We start from the raw sequence: 18789 nt of genomic DNA, 5'->3' as shown, positions 1-18789 counted from the left end.
CCCGCGACCCCAACCTTGGCAGTTGTTACTCCACCCCTGAGCCACTCGCGCATATACATCCTTTTGGATGAAGCGGGTGATGGGAATCGAACCCACGTATCCAGCTTGGAAGGCTGGTGTTCTACCATTGAACTACACCCGCAGATGATGGGCACTGATTTTTTTTCTCTGTCTTGTTGACTGCCGTGCCTCACTGACAAAACGTATTCTACAGGAAAGCTGAGAAAAAGTCAACCCCTTTTTTGAAAAAAATTAAAAAATTTTCAAAACACTGAAAAAGGAGAAAATTCAGGGTGAAAGGGGCGTGAAAATGTCCGCAAAGATCAGCCTTGTTCCAGAACGGGAAATGTACTATAATAGAAAAACGGAAAAGCAAAAAAGGGGGAATTTCCCTATGCAGGAAAATGGAACAGAACTTCTGGTTTGCTGCACCGGTTGTCAGAGCTGTATGCCGTGCATGGTAAAAATCAACATCCCGGGTTTGTTTGCGCTTTACAACCGGACAGCGACGGAAGGCGTCGAAGCGGTTCGTGCAGAGTATGAGCGTCAGGACAAACGTGCCGATGACTGCATCAACTGTTATCGCTGTGAAAAGCAGTGCCCGCAGCACCTCGGGATCGGCATTCTGATGCAGGATATTGCGGAAACCTTCGGAGAATAGGAAAAAAGGAGCATCTGTGCAATTTAAAGAAGCATTCTAATCTTTCTATAAAATATTTTGGGAAAAACTGGACTTATCTGAAAAATTTGATATAATAGAAAGGTAGTGACAGGGAAATTTTATGCTAAAATCTGGAAAGAAGAGCCCTGTCAATTCTTATGGGAGGAAAAATACATGGATGCCATTGATTATAAGATTCTGAAGATATTGCAGAAAAATGCCCGCGAGACGGCTTCCAATATCAGCAAAGAGATTCATTTATCGGTTTCTGCAGTCATCGAGAGAATCCGTAAAATGGAAGAAACCGGAGTGATTAAAGAATACACCATTATTGTAGACGAAAAGAAAACGGGAAATGAGATGACCGCGCTGATGGAAGTCAGCCTGGAGCATCCGAAGTTCTTTGACAGTTTTGCAGATGCGATCCAGAAACTGGAGTACATCGTATCCTGCTATTATCAGACCGGAGATTTTGATTTGATTATCCGCATTTCCTGTCACTCATCCGACGAACTCGAAGAAATCCACCGCCAGGTGATGAGCCTTCCGGGCGTCGATGCGACAAGAACGCATGTAGTGCTGAAAAATGTAAAAAATATCTATTCCGCCATCCGCAGACCGGACAAATAAAAACCGGCACAGCCGGAATCTGATACGAGAGCGTGTCTGAAAATAATCCGAAAGAGTTTTCAGGCACGTTTTGGCGTCTCAGAAAAAGTACGGAAAGAAAGAAGGAAAAAAGTGAACAGATACTTACGCTGTTATGCAGAGATTTCACTCGAAGCGATCGGGCATAACATCAGAGAAGTGAAAAAAAGACTACCGGAGGGCGTGAAACTCCTTGGCGTTGTAAAAGCGAACGCCTACGGCCACGGTGCCGTTCCGGTAGCATCCTATCTGGAAAACCAGGTTGATTATTTTGCAACCGCAACCATCGAGGAGGCTGTCGAGCTCAGAGAAAACGGCATTTCCGCGCCGATCCTGATTCTCGGCTACGTGTCCCCGTCCCAGTACGGCGACCTTGTGGAATACGACATCACTCAGACGATCGACAGCTACGCACAGGCACTTGCCCTCGAAAAAGAGGCAGCACGCCAGAACCGGAAAGCAAAAGCACACCTCGCGGTCGATACCGGCATGACGCGGATCGGCTTCCAGGTGACAGAGCACGATGCGGATGAGGCGGCAAAAATCGCGGATCTTCCGCACATCGAGCTGGAAGGTATGTTTACGCATTTCTCCTGCGCCGATCAGGAAGACAAGACGTACTGTTCGATGCAGATGGAAAAATATGATAAGATGACGGCACTTTTAGCAGAGCGCGGCGTGACGATTCCGCTTCGCCATATCTGCAACTCCGCCGGAATCATGGAATTTGACGATCACCGCTTTGAGATGGTGCGTTCCGGTATCATCACCTACGGCATTTACCCATCCGAGAAGGTAAAAAAAGAGCGTCTCGATCTGATCCCGGCGCTTTCCTGGAAGAGCCATGTCATCCATGTGAAGGAAGTCGGCCCGGGCATCGGCGTCAGCTACGGTGCCACGTATGTGACCGAGAAACCGATGACACGGATCGCAACTGTTTCAGCCGGCTATGCAGACGGCTATCCGAGAGCTCTCTCGAACCAGGGCTGTGTGCTGATCCACGGGAAAAAAGCACCGATCATCGGAAGAATCTGTATGGATCAGATGATGGTGGACGTGACCGACATCCCGGATGTGCAGGTGGAGGACGTTGTAACGCTTGTCGGAACCGACGGGGATGAGACCATCACGATCGAAGAGATCGCCAACCCGGCGGCACGTTTCGATTACGAGATGCTCTGCGATATCAGCAGCCGTGTAACAAGGGTTTATAAATAGTTATCCAAAATAGAAAAATCAAAGTCTCCGAAGACGGAAAAAAGCAGAATCTGCTGACCGTTTCGGAGACTTTTTTGTGTTGGAACAGGTTTTCTGGATTATTTAACCGGTGCGGGTTGACAGGCGGTGCCGGAGTATGGTAGGATACCAATTAGTTTAGCGTAGTACAGTGATAACATGATCACGTAAAAAAGGAGAAGATTATTATGAAAAAGAAAATGGTTAGCATTTTGACAGCAGCCTTTTGTGTATCTGCCCTGCTGGCTGGCTGCGGCTTTGCAGACACAGCAAAAACATCTGCCTCATCAGCAGGAGCAGCATCCTCTTCCGCAGACGGAACGACAACCTTTACCGTGGGCTTCGATGCAGAATACCCGCCGTACGGCTACATGGACGATGAGACCGGCGATTACACCGGATTTGACCTGGAGCTCGCCGAGGCAGTCTGCGAGATTTACGGCTGGAAGCTGGTAAAAACCCCGATCAACTGGGATGCGAAAGATACCGAGCTGAATTCTGGTGCGATTGACTGCATCTGGAACGGCTTTACCATGAACGGCAGAGAGGACGATTACACCTGGTCCGATCCGTACGTGGACAACAGCCAGGTGATGGTCGTATCTGAGAATTCCGGCATCAACAGCCTGTCCGATCTGGCAGGAAAGACGGTTGGTGTGCAGGCAGCATCCGCAGCACTCGATCTTTTACAGAGTGAGGAAGAAGGCGGTCAGAAAGAACTCGCCGATACTTTCGCCGCTCTGCAGCAGTTCCCGGATTATAACAATGCGTTTGTAGAGCTTCAGGCAGGTTCCATCGATGCGGTTGCCATGGATATCGGCGTTGCCAAATATCAGCTGGAAAGCCGCGGAGAAGGATACAAAATCCTCGACGAGCACCTGAACTCTGAGAAATATGCGATCGGATTCAAAAAAGGAAATACCGAGCTCTGCGATAAAGTAAACGAAGGCCTGCAGCAGGTTCTGGCCGACGGAACATTCGACAAGCTCGCAGAAAAATACGGAATCGCAGACATGGTGTGTCTGGAGAAAAAAGGAGAGTAAAGCAGCATGAAGTTGTCCATGATTCTATCACAGCTTAGTACCGGAATGGCGGGAACGATCTCGATATTTGTCCTGACGCTCGTATTTTCCCTGCCGCTCGGTCTGCTGATCGCCTTCGGGCGTATGTCGAAAAACCGGATTGTGAGCGGAATTTTCCGGCTCTATATCTCCCTGATGCGCGGCACGCCTCTGATGCTGCAGCTCATGGTGGTTTACTTCGGACCGTTCTATCTGTTCGGTATGAACATCGGAAAATGGCGCTTTCCGGCGATTATCACCGGATTTGCCTTAAACTACGGCGCCTATTTTGCAGAAATCTACCGCTCCGGCATCGTTTCGATGGATCGTGGACAGTACGAGGCAGCAAAGCTTCTTGGTTATTCGAAGGGACAGACGTTTGTCCGCATTATTCTGCCGCAGGTTGTGAAACGGATTCTGCCGGCGATCACCAATGAGGTGATTACGCTGGTCAAGGATACGTCGCTGGCCTTTTCCATTTCCTATGTGGAAATGTTCACGATCGCAAAACAGATCGCGGCGGCCAAGACCACGATGGTTCCGTTCGTCGCCGCCGGTATTTTCTACTACATCTTCAACTTTGTCGTGGCGTGGGTGATGGAACTTTTGGAAAAGAAATTTTCTTATTATCATTAACTATAGAAGAGAGCGGAAAACGATATGATTTATCTGGAAATGAACCATGTAAGAAAGAGCTTTGGGGATCTCGAAGTGTTAAAAGATATTTCCCTCAAAGTAGAAGAGGGCGAGGTGCTCTCGATCATCGGCCCGTCGGGATCGGGAAAATCGACGCTGCTGCGGTGTGCGGCGATGCTGGAGACGATGGATGGCGGTGACCTGACGTATCTTGGCGAGCAGGCAGTCACCATGCAAAATGGAAAATCCGTTTATGCAAAGCCGGCCGTGCTGCGGAAAATTCAGGAAAACTTTGGAATGGTATTCCAGAGCTTCCACCTGTTTCCACATTATGATGTGATGAAAAACCTCTGCGATGCGCCGATTCATGTGCAGAAACGCAACCGTGCGGAGGTGGAAGCACAGGCAGAAGAGCTGCTGCAGAAAATGGGGCTCACAGGAAAAGAAAAGGCGTATCCGTGTCAGCTTTCCGGCGGTCAGTGTCAGAGGGTTGCGATTGCGCGCGCGCTGATGCTGAATCCGAAGGTGCTCTTTTTTGATGAGCCGACTTCGGCGCTCGACCCGGAGCTGACAGGCGAGGTGCTGAAGGTCATCAAATCTCTTGCGGAGATGAATATGACCATGGTGATCGTTACCCACGAGATGAATTTTGCCCGGGAGATTTCCAACCGCGTCATCTTTATGGAACAGGGCGTGATCGCCGTGGAAGGAACGCCGGACGAAGTCTTCGATTCCGAAAATGCCAGAATGCAGGGCTTTTTGGGAAAATTTCGTGAGAAGTAACGACGTTGCACTTGCCTAAAAAAACAACATGCGTTATACTAGAGCGTGGTTGAAACGTATTTCAAACACGCTCTTTATACGTCCCATTCTGTTTTTGGGAATGAAAAAGAGCGGGGATAAAAGAGAAACCGAATACACATTTTGACAAGAAAAGGAGAATCGTGTCTATGAGCGGAACTGACAGATATGTAAGCCCTCTTTCCGAACGTTATGCAAGCAAGGAGATGCAGTACATCTTCTCCCCGGATATGAAATTCCGTACCTGGAGAAAGTTATGGATTGCGCTGGCTGAGACAGAAAAGAACTGGGACTTTCTATTACAGATGAGCAGATCGAAGAACTGAAAGCAAATGCCGAGAACATCAACTACGATGTGGCAAAAGAAAGAGAGAAAGTCTGCCGTCATGACGTAATGTCCCATGTGTATGCCTACGGCGTACAGTGTCCGAAAGCAAAAGGAATCATCCATCTGGGAGCAACCAGCTGCTACGTAGGCGACAATACCGATATCATTGTCATGAACGAAGCCTTAAAGCTGGTGAAGAAAAAACTGGTGAACGTTATCGCTGAGCTGGCAAAATTTGCGGATACCTACAAAGACCAGCCGACCCTTGCCTTCACCCACTTCCAGCCGGCACAGCCGACCACCGTCGGAAAACGTGCAACCCTGTGGATGCAGGAGTTCTTAATGGACCTTGAAGATCTCGAGTATGTACAGAGCACCTTAAAGCTGCTCGGCTCCAAAGGAACAACAGGCACACAGGCAAGCTTTTTAGAGCTGTTCGAAGGAGATCAGGAGACCATCGACAAGATCGATCCGATGATCGCTGAGAAAATGGGCTTCAAGAACTGCTATCCTGTTTCCGGACAGACGTATTCCAGAAAAGTCGATACGAGAGTATTAAACGTTCTGGCAGGCATTGCGGCAAGCGCAACGAAATTCTCCAACGATATCCGTCTTCTGCAGCACTTAAAAGAAGTCGAGGAACCGTTCGAGAAAGGACAGATCGGATCTTCCGCCATGGCATATAAGAGAAATCCGATGAGAAGCGAGCGTATCGCATCCCTGTCCCGTTATGTGATCACCGATGCATTAAATCCGGCCATCACCTCTTCTGTACAGTGGTTTGAGAGAACCCTCGATGACTCTGCAAACAAGAGACTTTCCATTCCGGAAGGCTTCCTTGCCATCGACGGTATCCTGGATCTGTGCATGAACGTCGTAGACGGACTTGTGGTTTATCCAAAGGTTATCTTAAAACACATGATGGCAGAGCTTCCGTTTATGGCAACTGAGAATATCATGATGGATGCGGTAAAAGCAGGCGGCGACCGTCAGGAGCTGCATGAGAGAATCCGCGAGCTGTCCATGATCGCCGGAAAACATGTCAAAGAGGAAGGCCGCGATAATGATCTTCTGGATCTGATCGCAGCGGATGAGATGTTCCATCTGACCAAAGAAGAGCTGGAAAAGACGATGGATCCGTCCAAATACACAGGCCGCGCATCCGTACAGGTTGACGCATTCCTGAAGAACGTAGTTAATCCGGTGCTTGAGGCAAACAAAGAGGCACTTGGCATGACTGCGGAAATCAACGTCTGATGCGTTTGATAAACAGAAATAATAAAAAAACAAATTTTATAAGTAATAATAAGTTTTACTTATGAAGAAAACATGGTATACTATGCATGAACGGCCGAAACAAAGAGGCCGCAAGTATACGTTGAATTAGGAGGATGTCACATGATTAAGGCAGTAGTAGGAGCAAACTGGGGAGACGAGGGAAAAGGTAAGATTACCGATATGCTCGCAAAAGAGGCAGACATTATTGTCCGTTTCCAGGGTGGTGCGAATGCAGGCCATACCATTGTAAACAACTATGGAAAGTTTGCACTTCATACCCTTCCATCCGGCGTATTTTACAGCCACACAACAAGCGTAATCGGAAACGGTGTTGCACTCAATATTCCGGTTCTGATCAAAGAGTTAAATGAGATCGTTTCGAAGGGAGTGCCGGCACCGAAGATCAAAATTTCCGACCGTGCACAGATGGTAATGCCGTACCACATCCTGTTCGATCAGTATGAGGAAGAGCGTCTGGGCGGAAAATCCTTTGGTTCCACCAAATCCGGTATCGCTCCGTTCTACTCAGATAAATATGCAAAAATCGGTTTCCAGGTAAACGAGTTGTTCGACGATGAGCACCTGAAAGAGAAACTGAAATCCGTATGCGAAACCAAGAACATTCTGCTCGAGCATCTGTATCACAAACCGCAGTTAAATCCGGATGAGATCTATGCAGAGCTGATGGAATACAAAAAAATGGTTGAGCCATACGTATGCGATACTTCCGCATTCCTGTGGAACGCGATTCAGGAAGGCAAGGAGATCCTGCTTGAGGGTCAGCTTGGTTCCTTAAAAGACCCGGATCACGGAATTTACCCGATGGTAACTTCTTCTTCCACACTGGCCGGCTACGGCGCAGTAGGAGCAGGTGTTCCGCCATATGAAATCAAGAAAATCGTAACCGTATGCAAAGCTTACTCCAGCGCAGTAGGAGCAGGTGCTTTCGTTTCCGAGATCTTCGGCGATGAGGCAGATGAGCTCAGAAGACGCGGCGGAGACGGCGGAGAGTTCGGTGCAACCACAGGCCGCCCGAGACGTATGGGATGGTTCGACTGTGTTGCTTCCCGTTACGGCTGCAGAATGCAGGGTACCACCGATGTAGCGTTCACCGTACTTGACGTACTTGGCTATCTGGATGAGATTCCGGTCTGCACAGCATACGAAGTAGACGGAAAAGAAATCCACGATTTCCCGAACACCAGCATTCTTGAGAAAGCAAAACCGGTGCTGAAAACGCTTCCGGGCTGGAAATGCGATATCCGCGGCATCAAGAAATATGAGGATCTGCCGGAAAACTGCAGAAACTACATCGAGTTTGTAGAGAAAGAAATCGGATTCCCGATCACCATGATCTCCAACGGGCCGGGAAGAGACGATATCATTTACCGCAACAAATAATTCAGGCGGTTTTTAGAGGATTTTTATGAAAAAAGCAGGACAGCTTCTCGCAGTTCTGACAGCGGCTTCCGTGCTGCTGTCGGGCTGTGAGAAGTTAAAAGATGTGACAACGACATCTGTCTATGTGAGCAAAAATGGTGTTGTGACAGAAGCTATTGTGGAAGATTACAGCAAAGACGATGATTACACGGAAGACGAACTGAAGGTCTTTGTGGAGGATGACATCAAAAAATTCACAGAGGAGCGCGGCGATGCGGATTCCGTGAAGCTGGAAAAATGCCAGATCAAAGAGGACAAGGTGGAGATCCGGATGGAATACGGAGATTACCAGTCTTACGCGGATTATCACGGAGCAGAATTTTTCGCAGGCACGCTGGATGAGGCAGAAGAAGCGGGATATGATTTTTCCGCTTCCTTTGTCGATTCTAAAGGCAATGAGGTTTCAGTCGAAGATGCGGTCAAAGGCGTTAAGCATGTACGCGTGATTGTCTGCGAGGAGCCGCTGGAAATCGTAACGGAAGATCCGGTGCTCTGCGTTTCCGGTACAGCCGTGATCAAAGGAAAAAACACGGTGGATACGGCCGGCGAGTGGACCACAAAGTCCACAGAGAGTGATTCTGCGTCATCATCAGAGCAGACTAAGACAGAAGAAACAGAGCAGGAATATGAGCAGGACGTTCTTCTTGCCAGTCCTGTTATTGTTGTTTATGGTAAGTAAACAAATAAAATAGAGGAGTAACTAACTATGGAAAAGACAATGGACAAAATTGTGGCAGTAGCAAAATCCAGAGGTTTTGTATATCCGGGTTCCGAAATTTACGGCGGCCTGGCAAATACCTGGGATTACGGCCCGCTCGGTGTTGAGCTGAAAAACAACGTGAAAAAAGCATGGTGGCAGAAATTCGTGATGGAGAGCCCGCACAACGTAGGTGTTGACTGCGCGATCCTGATGAACCCGCAGACATGGGTAGCTTCCGGTCATCTCGGCGGATTTTCCGATCCTCTGATGGACTGTAAAGAGTGCCACGAGCGTTTCCGTGCAGACAAGCTGATCGAAGACTTCTGCGAGGAAAAAGGCATTGAAATCGAAGGCGGCAGTGTAGACGCATGGTCCCAGGAAGAGATGAAGAACTTCATCGAGGAGCATCAGATTCCGTGTCCGTCCTGCGGAAAACATAATTTTACCGATATCCGTCAGTTCAACCTGATGTTCAAAACCTTCCAGGGTGTTACAGAGGATGCGAAGAACACCGTATATCTTCGTCCGGAGACTGCACAGGGTATCTTCGTAAACTTCAAAAACGTACAGCGTACTTCCAGAAAGAAAATTCCGTTCGGAATCGGTCAGATCGGTAAATCTTTCCGTAACGAGATTACACCGGGTAACTTCACCTTCCGTACCCGTGAGTTCGAGCAGATGGAGCTGGAGTTCTTCTGCGAGCCTGGCACCGATCTTGACTGGTTCCAGTACTGGAGAGGCTTCTGCATCAACTGGCTGAAGAGCCTCGGCATGAAAGACGAAGAGATGCGTGCAAGAGACCATTCTCCGGAAGAGCTGTGCTTCTACAGCAAGGGAACAACCGATATCGAGTTCCTGTTCCCGTTCGGATGGGGCGAGCTGTGGGGAATCGCAGACCGTACCGATTACGACCTGACTCAGCATCAGAATGTATCCGGACAGGATATGACCTATTTCGATCCAGAGAAGAACGAGAAATACATCCCGTATGTTATCGAGCCGTCTCTTGGTGCTGACCGTGTCGTTCTGGCATTCCTGTGCAGCGCTTATGACGAGGAAGTTCTCGACGCAGAGAAGAATGATGTTCGTACCGTGATGCATTTCCATCCGGCACTGGCACCGGTAAAAATCGGTGTGCTTCCGCTTTCCAAGAGCTGAACGAGGGCGCTGAGAAAGTCTTTGCAGAGCTGTCCAAGAAATACAACTGCGAGTTTGATGACCGTGGAAATATCGGAAAACGGTATCGCCGTCAGGATGAGATCGGTACTCCGTACTGCATCACCTACGACTTCGATTCCGAGACCGATGGTGCTGTTACCGTCCGTGACCGTGACACCATGGAGCAGGAGAGAATTAAAATTGAGGATCTCGATGCTTACTTTGCAGATAAATTTACTTTCTAATCTGGCTTTTTAGTCCGGAAAAAGAGTAGAAAAAAAGGATTCCCACTCGAGGGAATCCTTTTTTGTATACTTTGTATTACTCAATAATCGTACCTGTTTTTCCCTGGAATCCGGCGAGTGCGGAATCAATGGAAGTGATGACTGCGGTACGGCCGATGCCTTTCTCGAGGAAAGAAACAGCTGCTTCCATCTTCGGCAGCATGGAGTTTTCTCCGAACTGGCCTTCTGCGATGTATTTCTTCGCGTCAGCAACGGTGATGTGCTCCAGCGGTTTTTCGTCCGGGGTACCGTAGTTGATGGAAACGTTTTCCACGCTGGTCAGGATCATCAGCATGTCTGCGTTCAGCATTTCTGCCATCAGGCCGCTGGTGAGGTCTTTTTCGATGACTGCGGATGCACCCTTTAACTCTTCATTCTGTGGGAGAACCGGGATTCCGCCGCCGCCTGCTGCGATGACAACCTGTCCGGCATCGAGAAGAAGACGGATGGAGTCGATCTCTACGATATCCTGCGGCTTCGGAGCAGCAACGATTCGGCGGTAGCCGTCCTCGGTTTTCGTTACGTAGTTTCCTTTTTCTTCCTCTGCGTCAGCCTCCTCTTTGGTAAGCGTACGGCCGATCAGTTTGACCGGATTGTTGAAGGCATCGTCGTACGGATCTACTTCAACCTGTGTAAGAATCGTGGATGTGGTTTTGAAGATTCCCCTGCGGAGAAGCTCAGCACGGATGGCGTTCTGCAGGTCGTAGCCGATGTAGCCTTCGCTCATAGCGGAGCAGACAGACATCGGGGCTGCGCTGTAGTCGGTGTGCATTTTGCCGAATTCATTCATCGCCATGTGGATCATGCCGACCTGCGGCGCATTGCTGTGGGTGATGACAACATCAGCGCCGGCAGCAACGAGATCTGCGATTACTTTTGCGGAACGTTTTACGGCTGCTTTCTGTTCCGGCAGCGTCGTTCCAAGAGCTTTGTGTCCCAGTGCAACAACTATTTTTTTTCTTTTCATTGGAAGATACCTCTCTTTGCAGTTCATAGATTTTGATACGAAAAAACCAGGCATCAATATAGAACTATTATAAAGTTTATGGAGGCAAAAATCAAGAAGAAACCGACATTGCGCACATTGAAATGTTTTTCGGACTATGGTATTCTATAAAAGTATCTGAGTCGTAGGGATTTGAAACGTGAAAGGGAGGTCCCGGCATGAAAAACATGCGCACGTTACAAAAACGGATCGCATATCAGCTCCAGCAGGGCAGTCTGGATGCGGAAGTTACAGGAATCACATGCGACAGCAGAAAAGTACAGCCGCAGAACGTGTTTGTCTGCATCCGCGGAAACAGGATGGACGGGCACGTATATGCAGAAGAAGCAGTCGAGAGGGGCGCTGCTGTTCTGGTTGCGGAGCGGGAACTGGAAGGGATTCCGGAAAAGGTAACCGTACTCGTAGTAAAGGACAGCAGAGAAGCACTCGCACAGCTTTCCTGTGCCTGGGAGGACGATCCGGCGCAGCACCTTGTGACAATCGGAGTGACCGGCACGAAGGGAAAGACGACGACTGCATATATGATTTACGAAATCCTGCGAAAAGCAGGGATACGCGCAGGACTCATCGGAACGATCGAGACGAGGATCGGGGAAAAAAGCATTCCGTCAGAAAATACAACGCCGGAGCCTGTTGTGCTGCAGAAGCTGTTTTCTGAAATGATGCGGGAGGGCTGCACCCATGTTGTGATGGAGGTTTCCTCGCAGGCGGAAAAACAGCACCGGTGTGATGGAATTACGTTTGATTACGGTGTGTTCACCAACATTGGAAACGACCACATCGGCGCCGGGGAGCATGCATCGTTTGCAGAATATCTGTCCTGCAAAAAGAAGCTGCTTCGCACCTGCAGAACCGGAATTGTAAACCGGGATGACAAAAGGTTTCCGGAGATCATAAGGCAGAGCACCTGCCGTCTGGTGACATTCGGATGCAGGGAAAAAGCTGATTTTATGGCAGCAGATGCAGCACTCGATCAGGCGCCCGGCGTGCTCGGTGTCTCATACCGGGTGCAGGGCGCAGCGGATTTTCCGGTACGGGTAGATCTGCCGGGTCTGTTTTCCGTTTCCAACTCGCTTGCCGCCATTGCGGTCTGCGCGCAGATGGGAATCCCGGAAAAGGCGATGCAGGAGGCACTTTCCGCAGTCCGCGTCCGTGGGCGGTGTGAGGCAGTTCCGGTGTATCCGGAAATGACGCTTCTCATTGACTACGCACACAATGCGATGAGCCTCGAAAGCCTGTTAAAGACACTGCGGAAGTACCATCGAAGCGCCTGATCTGTCTCTTCGGCTGCGGCGGAAACCGCGCGCGGGACCGGAGATTCCAGATGGGAGAGGTGTCGGGGCGTCTGGCGGATCTGACCGTCATCACCTCGGACAATCCGCGGGATGAGGAACCACAGGCGATTCTGGACGATATCCGGACGGGAATCGGGAAAACAGAAGGCGCTTTCGTTGAGATTGCAGACCGTAAGGAGGCGATCCGGTATGTGATCGAAAACCGGCAGCCGGGCGATCTCGTGGTGCTCGCGGGAAAAGGCCACGAAACGTATCAGATCCGGAAGGGGAAACGGTACGAGATGGATGAGCGCGTGCTGATCCGGGAAATACTGGAAGAAAGTAAGGGGAATGTATGAGCAGCGTTTACGCTGATGTAATCGTAGACATCACAAATGAAAAACTGGACCGGACCTTTCAGTACAAGGTTCCGCCGGAACTGACAGGGGAGATCAGTCCGGGAACGGCGGTACAGATTCCGTTTGGAAACGGAAACCGCACGATCACCGGCTATGTGCTTTCCGTCGGAAACGAGCCGAAATATCCGCAGGACCGGATGAAGGCCATCCTCGCGGTACAAAAGGATGCGGCGACCGTAGAGACGAAGCTCATCGCGCTCGCCGCGTGGATGCGTCATACGTACGGATCGACGATGATCCAGGCGTTAAAGACGGTGCTTCCAGTCAAAGTAAAGGCGCGCGGGAAAGAAACCCGCGAAATTGCGCTTCTTGCAGATCCTGCGAGATGTGAGGAGCTGCTGGAAAACTACAGAAAGAAAAATTATAAAGCGAGAATCCGTCTCTTAAACGCGCTGCTGGCCCAGCCGGTTCTTCCAGGGCCGGTTGTGAGCAAGAAACTGAAAATCACGGCAGATACGCTGCACGTGATGGAAGAGCAGGGCGTGTTGGAAATCCGCCGTACGAGCACCTGGAGAAATCCGGTATCTGATGCGGCAGGAAGAACAACTGCGGGAAAACCAAACGAACAGCAGCAGGCCGTGGTGGACGGCATTCGAAAGGAATGGGAAGGACAGAACCGCCCCTGCCTGATCCGCGGTGTGACGGGAAGCGGCAAAACGCTCGTCTATATGGAGCTGATGGAGCGAGTGCTCTCAGAAGGAAAACAGGTGATCGTGTTGATCCCGGAGATTGCGCTGACGTATCAGAACGTGGAGCGGTTCTGCGCACGGTTTGGAACAAGGGTCACGGTGGTCAACTCGCGGATGACACCGTCCGAGCGCGCCGACCAGATGGAGCGCGCGCGGCGCGGGGAGGTCAGTATTATGATCGGTCCGCGTTCCGCACTCTTTGCACCGTTTCCGGATCTGGGGCTGATCGTAATCGATGAGGAGCATGAAACCTCCTATAAAAGTGAAGTGACGCCGCGCTACCATGCAAGGGAGACCGCCGTGCGCCGCGCCGGGCTGGAGCATGCCCATGTGGTGATGGGTTCGGCAACGCCGTCGGTGGATGCTTCTTACGCCTGCGAGACGGGAGCGTACGCGCTGTTCCGGATGGATGCGCGGTACGGAAATGCAGCACTTCCGTCCGTATGGATCGCGGATATGCGGGAAGAATTACAGATGGGAAACCGTTCGATTCTGTCCGGAAAACTGCGGGAAGAGATCGAAAAACGGCTTGAAAAAAAGGAACAGGTTGTACTGTTTCTGAACCGCAGAGGCTATGCGGGCTTCGTCTCGTGCCGTGCATGCGGCCATGTGATGAAATGCCCGCACTGCGATGTATCACTGACAGCACACAATAACGGAAAGCTCGTCTGCCATTACTGCGGTTATGAAACACCGCAGGTACATGCGTGCCCGTCGTGCGGTTCCCCGTACATCGGCGGCTTCCGTGCCGGCACACAGCAGATCGAGCAAAACGTGAAAAAGCTGTTTCCAAAGGCACGCGTTCTTAGGATGGACGGCGACACGACAAAAACGAAAAACAGTTATGAAGAAATCCTGTCCTCATTTGCGGCGGGGAAGGCCGATATCCTGATTGGAACCCAGATGATCGTAAAAGGCCACGATTTCCCGAATGTCACGCTGGTGGGAGCGCTGGCGGCGGATCTCTCCCTGAATGCAGTCGATTACCGTGCCGGGGAGCGTACGTTCCAGCTGCTGACGCAGGCAGTCGGCCGCGCCGGAAGAGGCGAAAAGCCGGGAATGGCAGTCATTCAGACGTACCATCCCGAACATTACAGCATTCAGACGGCGGCAGAGCAGGATTACGGGACATTTTACGAGAAAGAAATGGACTACCGCCGTCTGATGGGATATCCCCCGGCGGCGGAGCTTCTGGCGATCCACGGAGCCGGGGAGGATGAAGCGCATCTGACGCAGGCGATGGAATACATTCGCAGATATCTCATCCGCATCCGGGGAAACCGCGAAGTCCAGATCATCGGCCCGGCAAGTGAGGCAGTGTCGAAAATCAATGACCTGTACCGCATGGCCGTGTATGTACGCGCGCCGCAGGAAGAGGTGCTGGCAGGGCTGCGGGAAAAACTGGAGCGGTATATCGAGATTAACAAAGGCTTCCGTACCGTTTATTTACAGTTTGACTTCAGCAGAAAGTATTAGTTTTTTCATACTGTTTACACATAGATTATTTATAATAGAAGAGCAAAAGAAAGGAAAAGAATTATGGCAATCAGAGAAATCAGAGTCGTAGGCGACCGCGTATTAACGAAAAAATGCAGACCGGTGGAGAAGATGACACCAAGAATCAGCGAGCTGATCGACGACATGTTTGACACCATGTATGAGGCAAACGGTGTCGGCCTTGCCGCACCGCAGGTCGGCATCTTAAAGAGAATCGTAGTCATGGATGTGGATGGAACCCCACATCTTCTGATCAATCCGGAAATCCTGGAGACTTCTGGAAGCCAGACAGGAGCAGAAGGATGCTTAAGCCTTCCGGGAAAATCCGGTACAGTAACCCGTCCGAATTACGTAAAGGTAAGAGCACTGGACCGCGACATGCAGCCGTTTGAACTGGAGGGAACAGAACTTCTTGCCCGCTGCATCTGCCACGAGTGTGATCACCTCGACGGACATATGTATACAGAAAAAGTAGAAGGCGAACTCTGGGACAACACGTACGATGAGTATGAGGAGTACGAGGACGAAGAGTAAGTCTTAAAATAAAGGAGATGACTTCAGATGAAAGTGGTATTTATGGGAACCCCGGATTTCTCCGTGGGAACACTTGAGGCACTCGTGGAGGCCGGTTATGAGATCACAGGCGTTGTGACCCAGCCGGACAAACCGAAGGGCCGCGGAAAACAGATGATGCCGACACCGGTGAAAGAGGCAGCCGAAAAACACGGCCTTCCGGTCTATCAGCCGCGCCGCGTGCGGGATGCAGAGGCGATCGAGGAGATCCGGAAAATGGAGCCGGATGTGATCGTTGTCGTTGCATTCGGCCAGATTATTCCAAAAGAGATTTTGGACATGCCGAAATACGGATGCATCAACGTTCATGCCTCCCTGCTTCCGGCTTACCGCGGAGCAGCGCCGATCCAGTGGGCTGTCATGAACGGCGATGAAGTGAGCGGCGTAACCATTATGAAGATGGATGAAGGCCTCGACACAGGCGATATGCTGACGAAAGTGGAAGTTCCGCTTGCAGCAGATGAGACCGGCGGCAGTCTCTTTGACAAGCTCGCCGCAGCCGGAGCAAAACTTCTGGTGGAGACACTTCCAAAACTTGAAAAAGGCGAAGTGACACCGGAAAAACAGCCGGAGATAAGCACTACAGAGTATGCGCGGATGATCAAAAAAGAAGACGGAAAGATCGACTGGACGAAGAGTGCCGTTGAGATCGAACGTCAGATCCGTGCGATGAGCCCGTGGCCGAGTGCTTTTACAAAAGTAAACGGAAAGAACCTGAAAATCTGGGATGCCAAAGTCATTGCCATGTTCGGCGGCGATCTGTTTTCGAAAATTCCGGGACAGAATCCGACGAAGAGTGCCGGAAAAGTCTGGGTGGCAGATGAGACAGGTCTCCATGTAAAGACGGGAGACGGCATTCTGGTGATCGAGGAGCTGCAGCTCGAAGGAAAGAAACGGATGAAAACCGCCGATTTCCTGCGCGGCTATGCGATCGAGCCGGGTACCAGACTTGGCGAATAAAAGAGAAAAAGCAACCTGAAGTTAAGGCGGGGAACTGCACAGCGGTGTGATGGCTGCTGTGCCTGAGAAAAAAGGAGAAAAACGATATGGGACTTTTTTATGACAGTACGTATCTGCTGGTGATTCTTGCCGCACTGATTTCCATGGCGGTATCCGCCCGCATGAACACGATTTTCAGCAAATATCAGACCGTCCGCTCGTACAGCGGCATGACGGGACGCGAGGCGGCGATGCGCATTCTGCATCAGGCCGGCATCTACGATGTGACCGTCCGCCACGTATCCGGTAAACTGACCGACCACTATGATCCGCGGACAAAAACCGTGAATTTATCGGATGCGGTTTACGATTCAACCTCGGTCGCAGCGATCGGCGTCGCAGCGCATGAGTGCGGCCATGCCGTACAGCACAATACGGATTACGTGCCGCTGAAAGTAAGAAGCGCCATTGTTCCGGCAGCGAACCTTGGATCCCAGCTTTTCTGGCCGCTGTTCCTGATCGGACTGATTTTCAGCCTTCCGATGCTGGTGAAAGCCGGTATCTGGCTGTTTGTGCTGGCACTGGCATTCCAGGTGGTAACACTTCCGGTCGAGTTCGATGCGTCGAGAAGAGCATTAAAAATGCTCAGTGAGGGCGGTATGGTGACAGAGACGGAACACGACGGGGTCAAGAAAGTACTCTGGGCTGCAGCCATGACATACGTGGCAGCCGTAATCGGTTCCTTGCTGCAGCTGCTCCGGCTGCTGGTTTTATCCGGAGCATTTAGGAGAAACGATGACTGATACAATCAATACAAGAGAGCTGATTATGAACATTCTGCTTGAGATGGACAGGGAGAAAACGCCCTGCCATCTTGCTGTAAGGGACGCCCTCGATAAATACCAGTTCCTGCCGCGGCAGGACCGTGCGTTTATCAAGCGGGTCTGCGAGGGAACCGTGGAATACGGTATCCAGAATGACTACATCATCAATCAGTATTCCAAAATCAAGATCAACAAATGCAAGCCGGTGATTCGTGCGATCTTACGGATGTCGGTGTACCAGATCCGTTTTCTTGACGCAGTACCGGATTCGGCAGTCGTCAATGAGGCGGTGAAACTGGCGGAAAAGAAGCATTTTTACAACTTAAAGGGCTTTGTCAACGGTGTTCTGCGCACGATTGTGCGGGAGAAGGATCATCTGCCGATACCGAAGGAGAACAATACTACGCAGTATCTTTCCGTGAAATACTCCATGCCGGAATTTCTGGTTGAGGAGTTCGTATCCCAGTACGGAAAAGAAACGGCAGAAACGATGATGGCGGATTTCCTGAAAGAAAAACAGGTGACGATCCGTATCAACCGCTGGAACAATACGATCGAGGAGACGAAGAAAAGCCTGGAAAGCCAGGGGGCAGAGCTGGAAAAAGCGCCGTATCTTGGCGAGGCGTTCTATTTGAAAAACTTTGAGACGATCGCATCACTGAATGCCTTCCAGGAAGGCCGGTTCCAGATTCAGGATGTGAGCTCCATGATGGCGGCGCATCTGGCGGATCCAAAGCCGGGTGACCAGGTGCTGGATCTCTGCGCGGCACCGGGCGGAAAGAGCCTCCATGCAGCAGATAAAATGAGAAATCAGGGATGCGTGGAAGCGCGTGATCTCACCGAATACAAGGTCGATCTGATCCGGGAAAATGTGCAGAGAGCAGGTGTTTCCTGCGTCGTGCCGAAGGTAAAAGATGCGGAACAGCTCGATGCGGAATGGATCGGAAAAGCGGACGTTGTGATTGCAGACCTGCCGTGCACCGGATACGGCGTCATCGGCAGAAAGCCGGATATCAAATATTACGCTTCAAAAGAAAAAGAAGAGGAGCTGGTACGGATTCAGCGGGCAATCCTTGCAAATGCCGCATCGTACGTAAAGCCGGGCGGCACACTGCTGTACAGCACATGTACCGTCAACAGAAAAGAAAACAGCGAGAATGCCGCATGGTTTCTGGAACAGTTCCCGTTTGAAGCAGTCAGTCTGGATGAACTGCTGCCGGATGAGCTGAAAAGCGGAGAAACGGCCAAAGGACAGCTGCAGCTGATCCCGGGGGTACACAAGACAGACGGATTTTTCCTTGCAAAATTCCGGAAAACAGAGGAAGGACGGGCGTAAC

14 protein-coding genes, 1 tRNA gene and 3 pseudogenes are annotated in these 18789 nt (G+C 50.7%); 16 read left to right on the top strand and 2 right to left on the bottom strand.

The genetic code is table 11. The annotated features are described in order from the left end of the window. Window positions 1–71: 71 nt before the first annotated feature. Window positions 72–142 (bottom strand) — tRNA-Gly (locus tag DW965_RS11405). A 252-nt stretch (window positions 143–394) separates the two neighbouring features. On the opposite strand from DW965_RS11405, the gene DW965_RS11400 reads away from it, so the two are divergent. The 10 genes and pseudogenes from DW965_RS11400 to DW965_RS11355 all read left to right on the top strand — a co-directional run bounded on the left by DW965_RS11400 (window position 395) and on the right by DW965_RS11355 (window position 10192). Beyond that, window positions 395–661: a 4Fe-4S dicluster domain-containing protein gene (locus DW965_RS11400; protein WP_158554987.1), complete on the top strand. Its 267-nt coding sequence runs from the start codon at window positions 395–397 to the stop codon at window positions 659–661. 174 nt (window positions 662–835) lie between these two features. Then, window positions 836–1291 carry an Lrp/AsnC family transcriptional regulator gene (locus DW965_RS11395; RefSeq protein WP_022463135.1) on the top strand — a complete coding sequence of 152 codons (456 nt, stop codon included), beginning with the start codon at window positions 836–838 and terminating at the stop codon, window positions 1289–1291. Between the two features lie 111 nt (window positions 1292–1402). Then, window positions 1403–2527, top strand: coding sequence for an alanine racemase (alr, locus tag DW965_RS11390; protein ID WP_117509656.1), 1125 nt, complete (start codon window positions 1403–1405; stop codon window positions 2525–2527). Window positions 2528–2733: 206 nt separating this feature from the next. After that, entirely contained in the window at window positions 2734–3588 is an 855-nt protein-coding gene (locus tag DW965_RS11385) for an amino acid ABC transporter substrate-binding protein (RefSeq protein WP_117509655.1), read from the top strand. A 6-nt stretch (window positions 3589–3594) separates the two neighbouring features. After that, the gene (locus DW965_RS11380; RefSeq protein WP_022463138.1) at window positions 3595–4242 is read left to right on the top strand and encodes an amino acid ABC transporter permease; all 648 of its coding nucleotides are present in this window, start codon (window positions 3595–3597) and stop codon (window positions 4240–4242) included. A 24-nt stretch (window positions 4243–4266) separates the two neighbouring features. Then, window positions 4267–5025 (top strand): amino acid ABC transporter ATP-binding protein, encoded by a 759-nt coding sequence (locus DW965_RS11375; RefSeq protein WP_117760494.1) that lies wholly within the window; start codon window positions 4267–4269, stop codon window positions 5023–5025. Window positions 5026–5192: 167 nt separating this feature from the next. Beyond that, a pseudogene (gene purB, locus DW965_RS11370) lies at window positions 5193–6628 on the top strand (adenylosuccinate lyase). 141 nt (window positions 6629–6769) lie between these two features. Next, window positions 6770–8050: an adenylosuccinate synthase gene (locus DW965_RS11365; protein WP_055265795.1), complete on the top strand. Its 1281-nt coding sequence runs from the start codon at window positions 6770–6772 to the stop codon at window positions 8048–8050. Between the two features lie 25 nt (window positions 8051–8075). Continuing rightward, window positions 8076–8768 (top strand): hypothetical protein, encoded by a 693-nt coding sequence (locus DW965_RS11360; RefSeq protein WP_117509654.1) that lies wholly within the window; start codon window positions 8076–8078, stop codon window positions 8766–8768. 27 nt (window positions 8769–8795) lie between these two features. Further along, a pseudogene (locus tag DW965_RS11355) lies at window positions 8796–10192 on the top strand (glycine--tRNA ligase). A 76-nt stretch (window positions 10193–10268) separates the two neighbouring features. Here the strand turns inward: DW965_RS11355 and arcC are convergent. Continuing rightward, window positions 10269–11198, bottom strand: coding sequence for a carbamate kinase (gene arcC / locus DW965_RS11350; RefSeq protein WP_022463144.1), 930 nt, complete (start codon window positions 11196–11198; stop codon window positions 10269–10271). Window positions 11199–11395: 197 nt separating this feature from the next. Between arcC and DW965_RS11345 the strand changes: the two are divergent. The 6 genes and pseudogenes from DW965_RS11345 (at window position 11396) to rsmB (ending at window position 18788) form a co-directional block, all read left to right on the top strand. Beyond that, a pseudogene (locus tag DW965_RS11345) lies at window positions 11396–12870 on the top strand (UDP-N-acetylmuramoyl-L-alanyl-D-glutamate--2,6-diaminopimelate ligase). After that, window positions 12867–15095, top strand: coding sequence for a replication restart helicase PriA (priA, locus tag DW965_RS11340; RefSeq protein ID WP_117760491.1), 2229 nt, complete (start codon window positions 12867–12869; stop codon window positions 15093–15095). The pseudogene DW965_RS11345 and the gene priA overlap by 4 nt, the downstream one beginning before the upstream one ends. Window positions 15096–15158: 63 nt before the next feature. Next, complete coding sequence (def, locus tag DW965_RS11335) at window positions 15159–15650, top strand: peptide deformylase (protein WP_055219778.1); 492 nt, start codon at window positions 15159–15161, stop codon at window positions 15648–15650. 27 nt (window positions 15651–15677) lie between these two features. Further along, on the top strand, window positions 15678–16649 hold the full coding sequence (fmt, locus tag DW965_RS11330) for a methionyl-tRNA formyltransferase (RefSeq protein WP_055219781.1): 972 nt from the start codon (window positions 15678–15680) through the stop codon (window positions 16647–16649). A gap of 86 nt (window positions 16650–16735) precedes the next feature. After that, complete coding sequence (locus DW965_RS11325) at window positions 16736–17431, top strand: zinc metallopeptidase (protein ID WP_117760490.1); 696 nt, start codon at window positions 16736–16738, stop codon at window positions 17429–17431. Next, entirely contained in the window at window positions 17424–18788 is a 1365-nt protein-coding gene (gene rsmB, locus DW965_RS11320; protein WP_117760489.1) for a 16S rRNA (cytosine(967)-C(5))-methyltransferase RsmB, read from the top strand. The genes DW965_RS11325 and rsmB overlap by 8 nt, the downstream gene beginning before the upstream one ends. The last annotated feature ends 1 nt before the right edge of the window (window position 18789 follow it).

The sequence above is a fragment of the Blautia sp. AM47-4 genome, assembly GCF_003479865.1.
In the GTDB taxonomy this organism is placed as follows: domain Bacteria; phylum Bacillota; class Clostridia; order Lachnospirales; family Lachnospiraceae; genus Fusicatenibacter; species Fusicatenibacter saccharivorans.
This window is presented reverse-complemented; position numbering and strand designations above follow the sequence as displayed.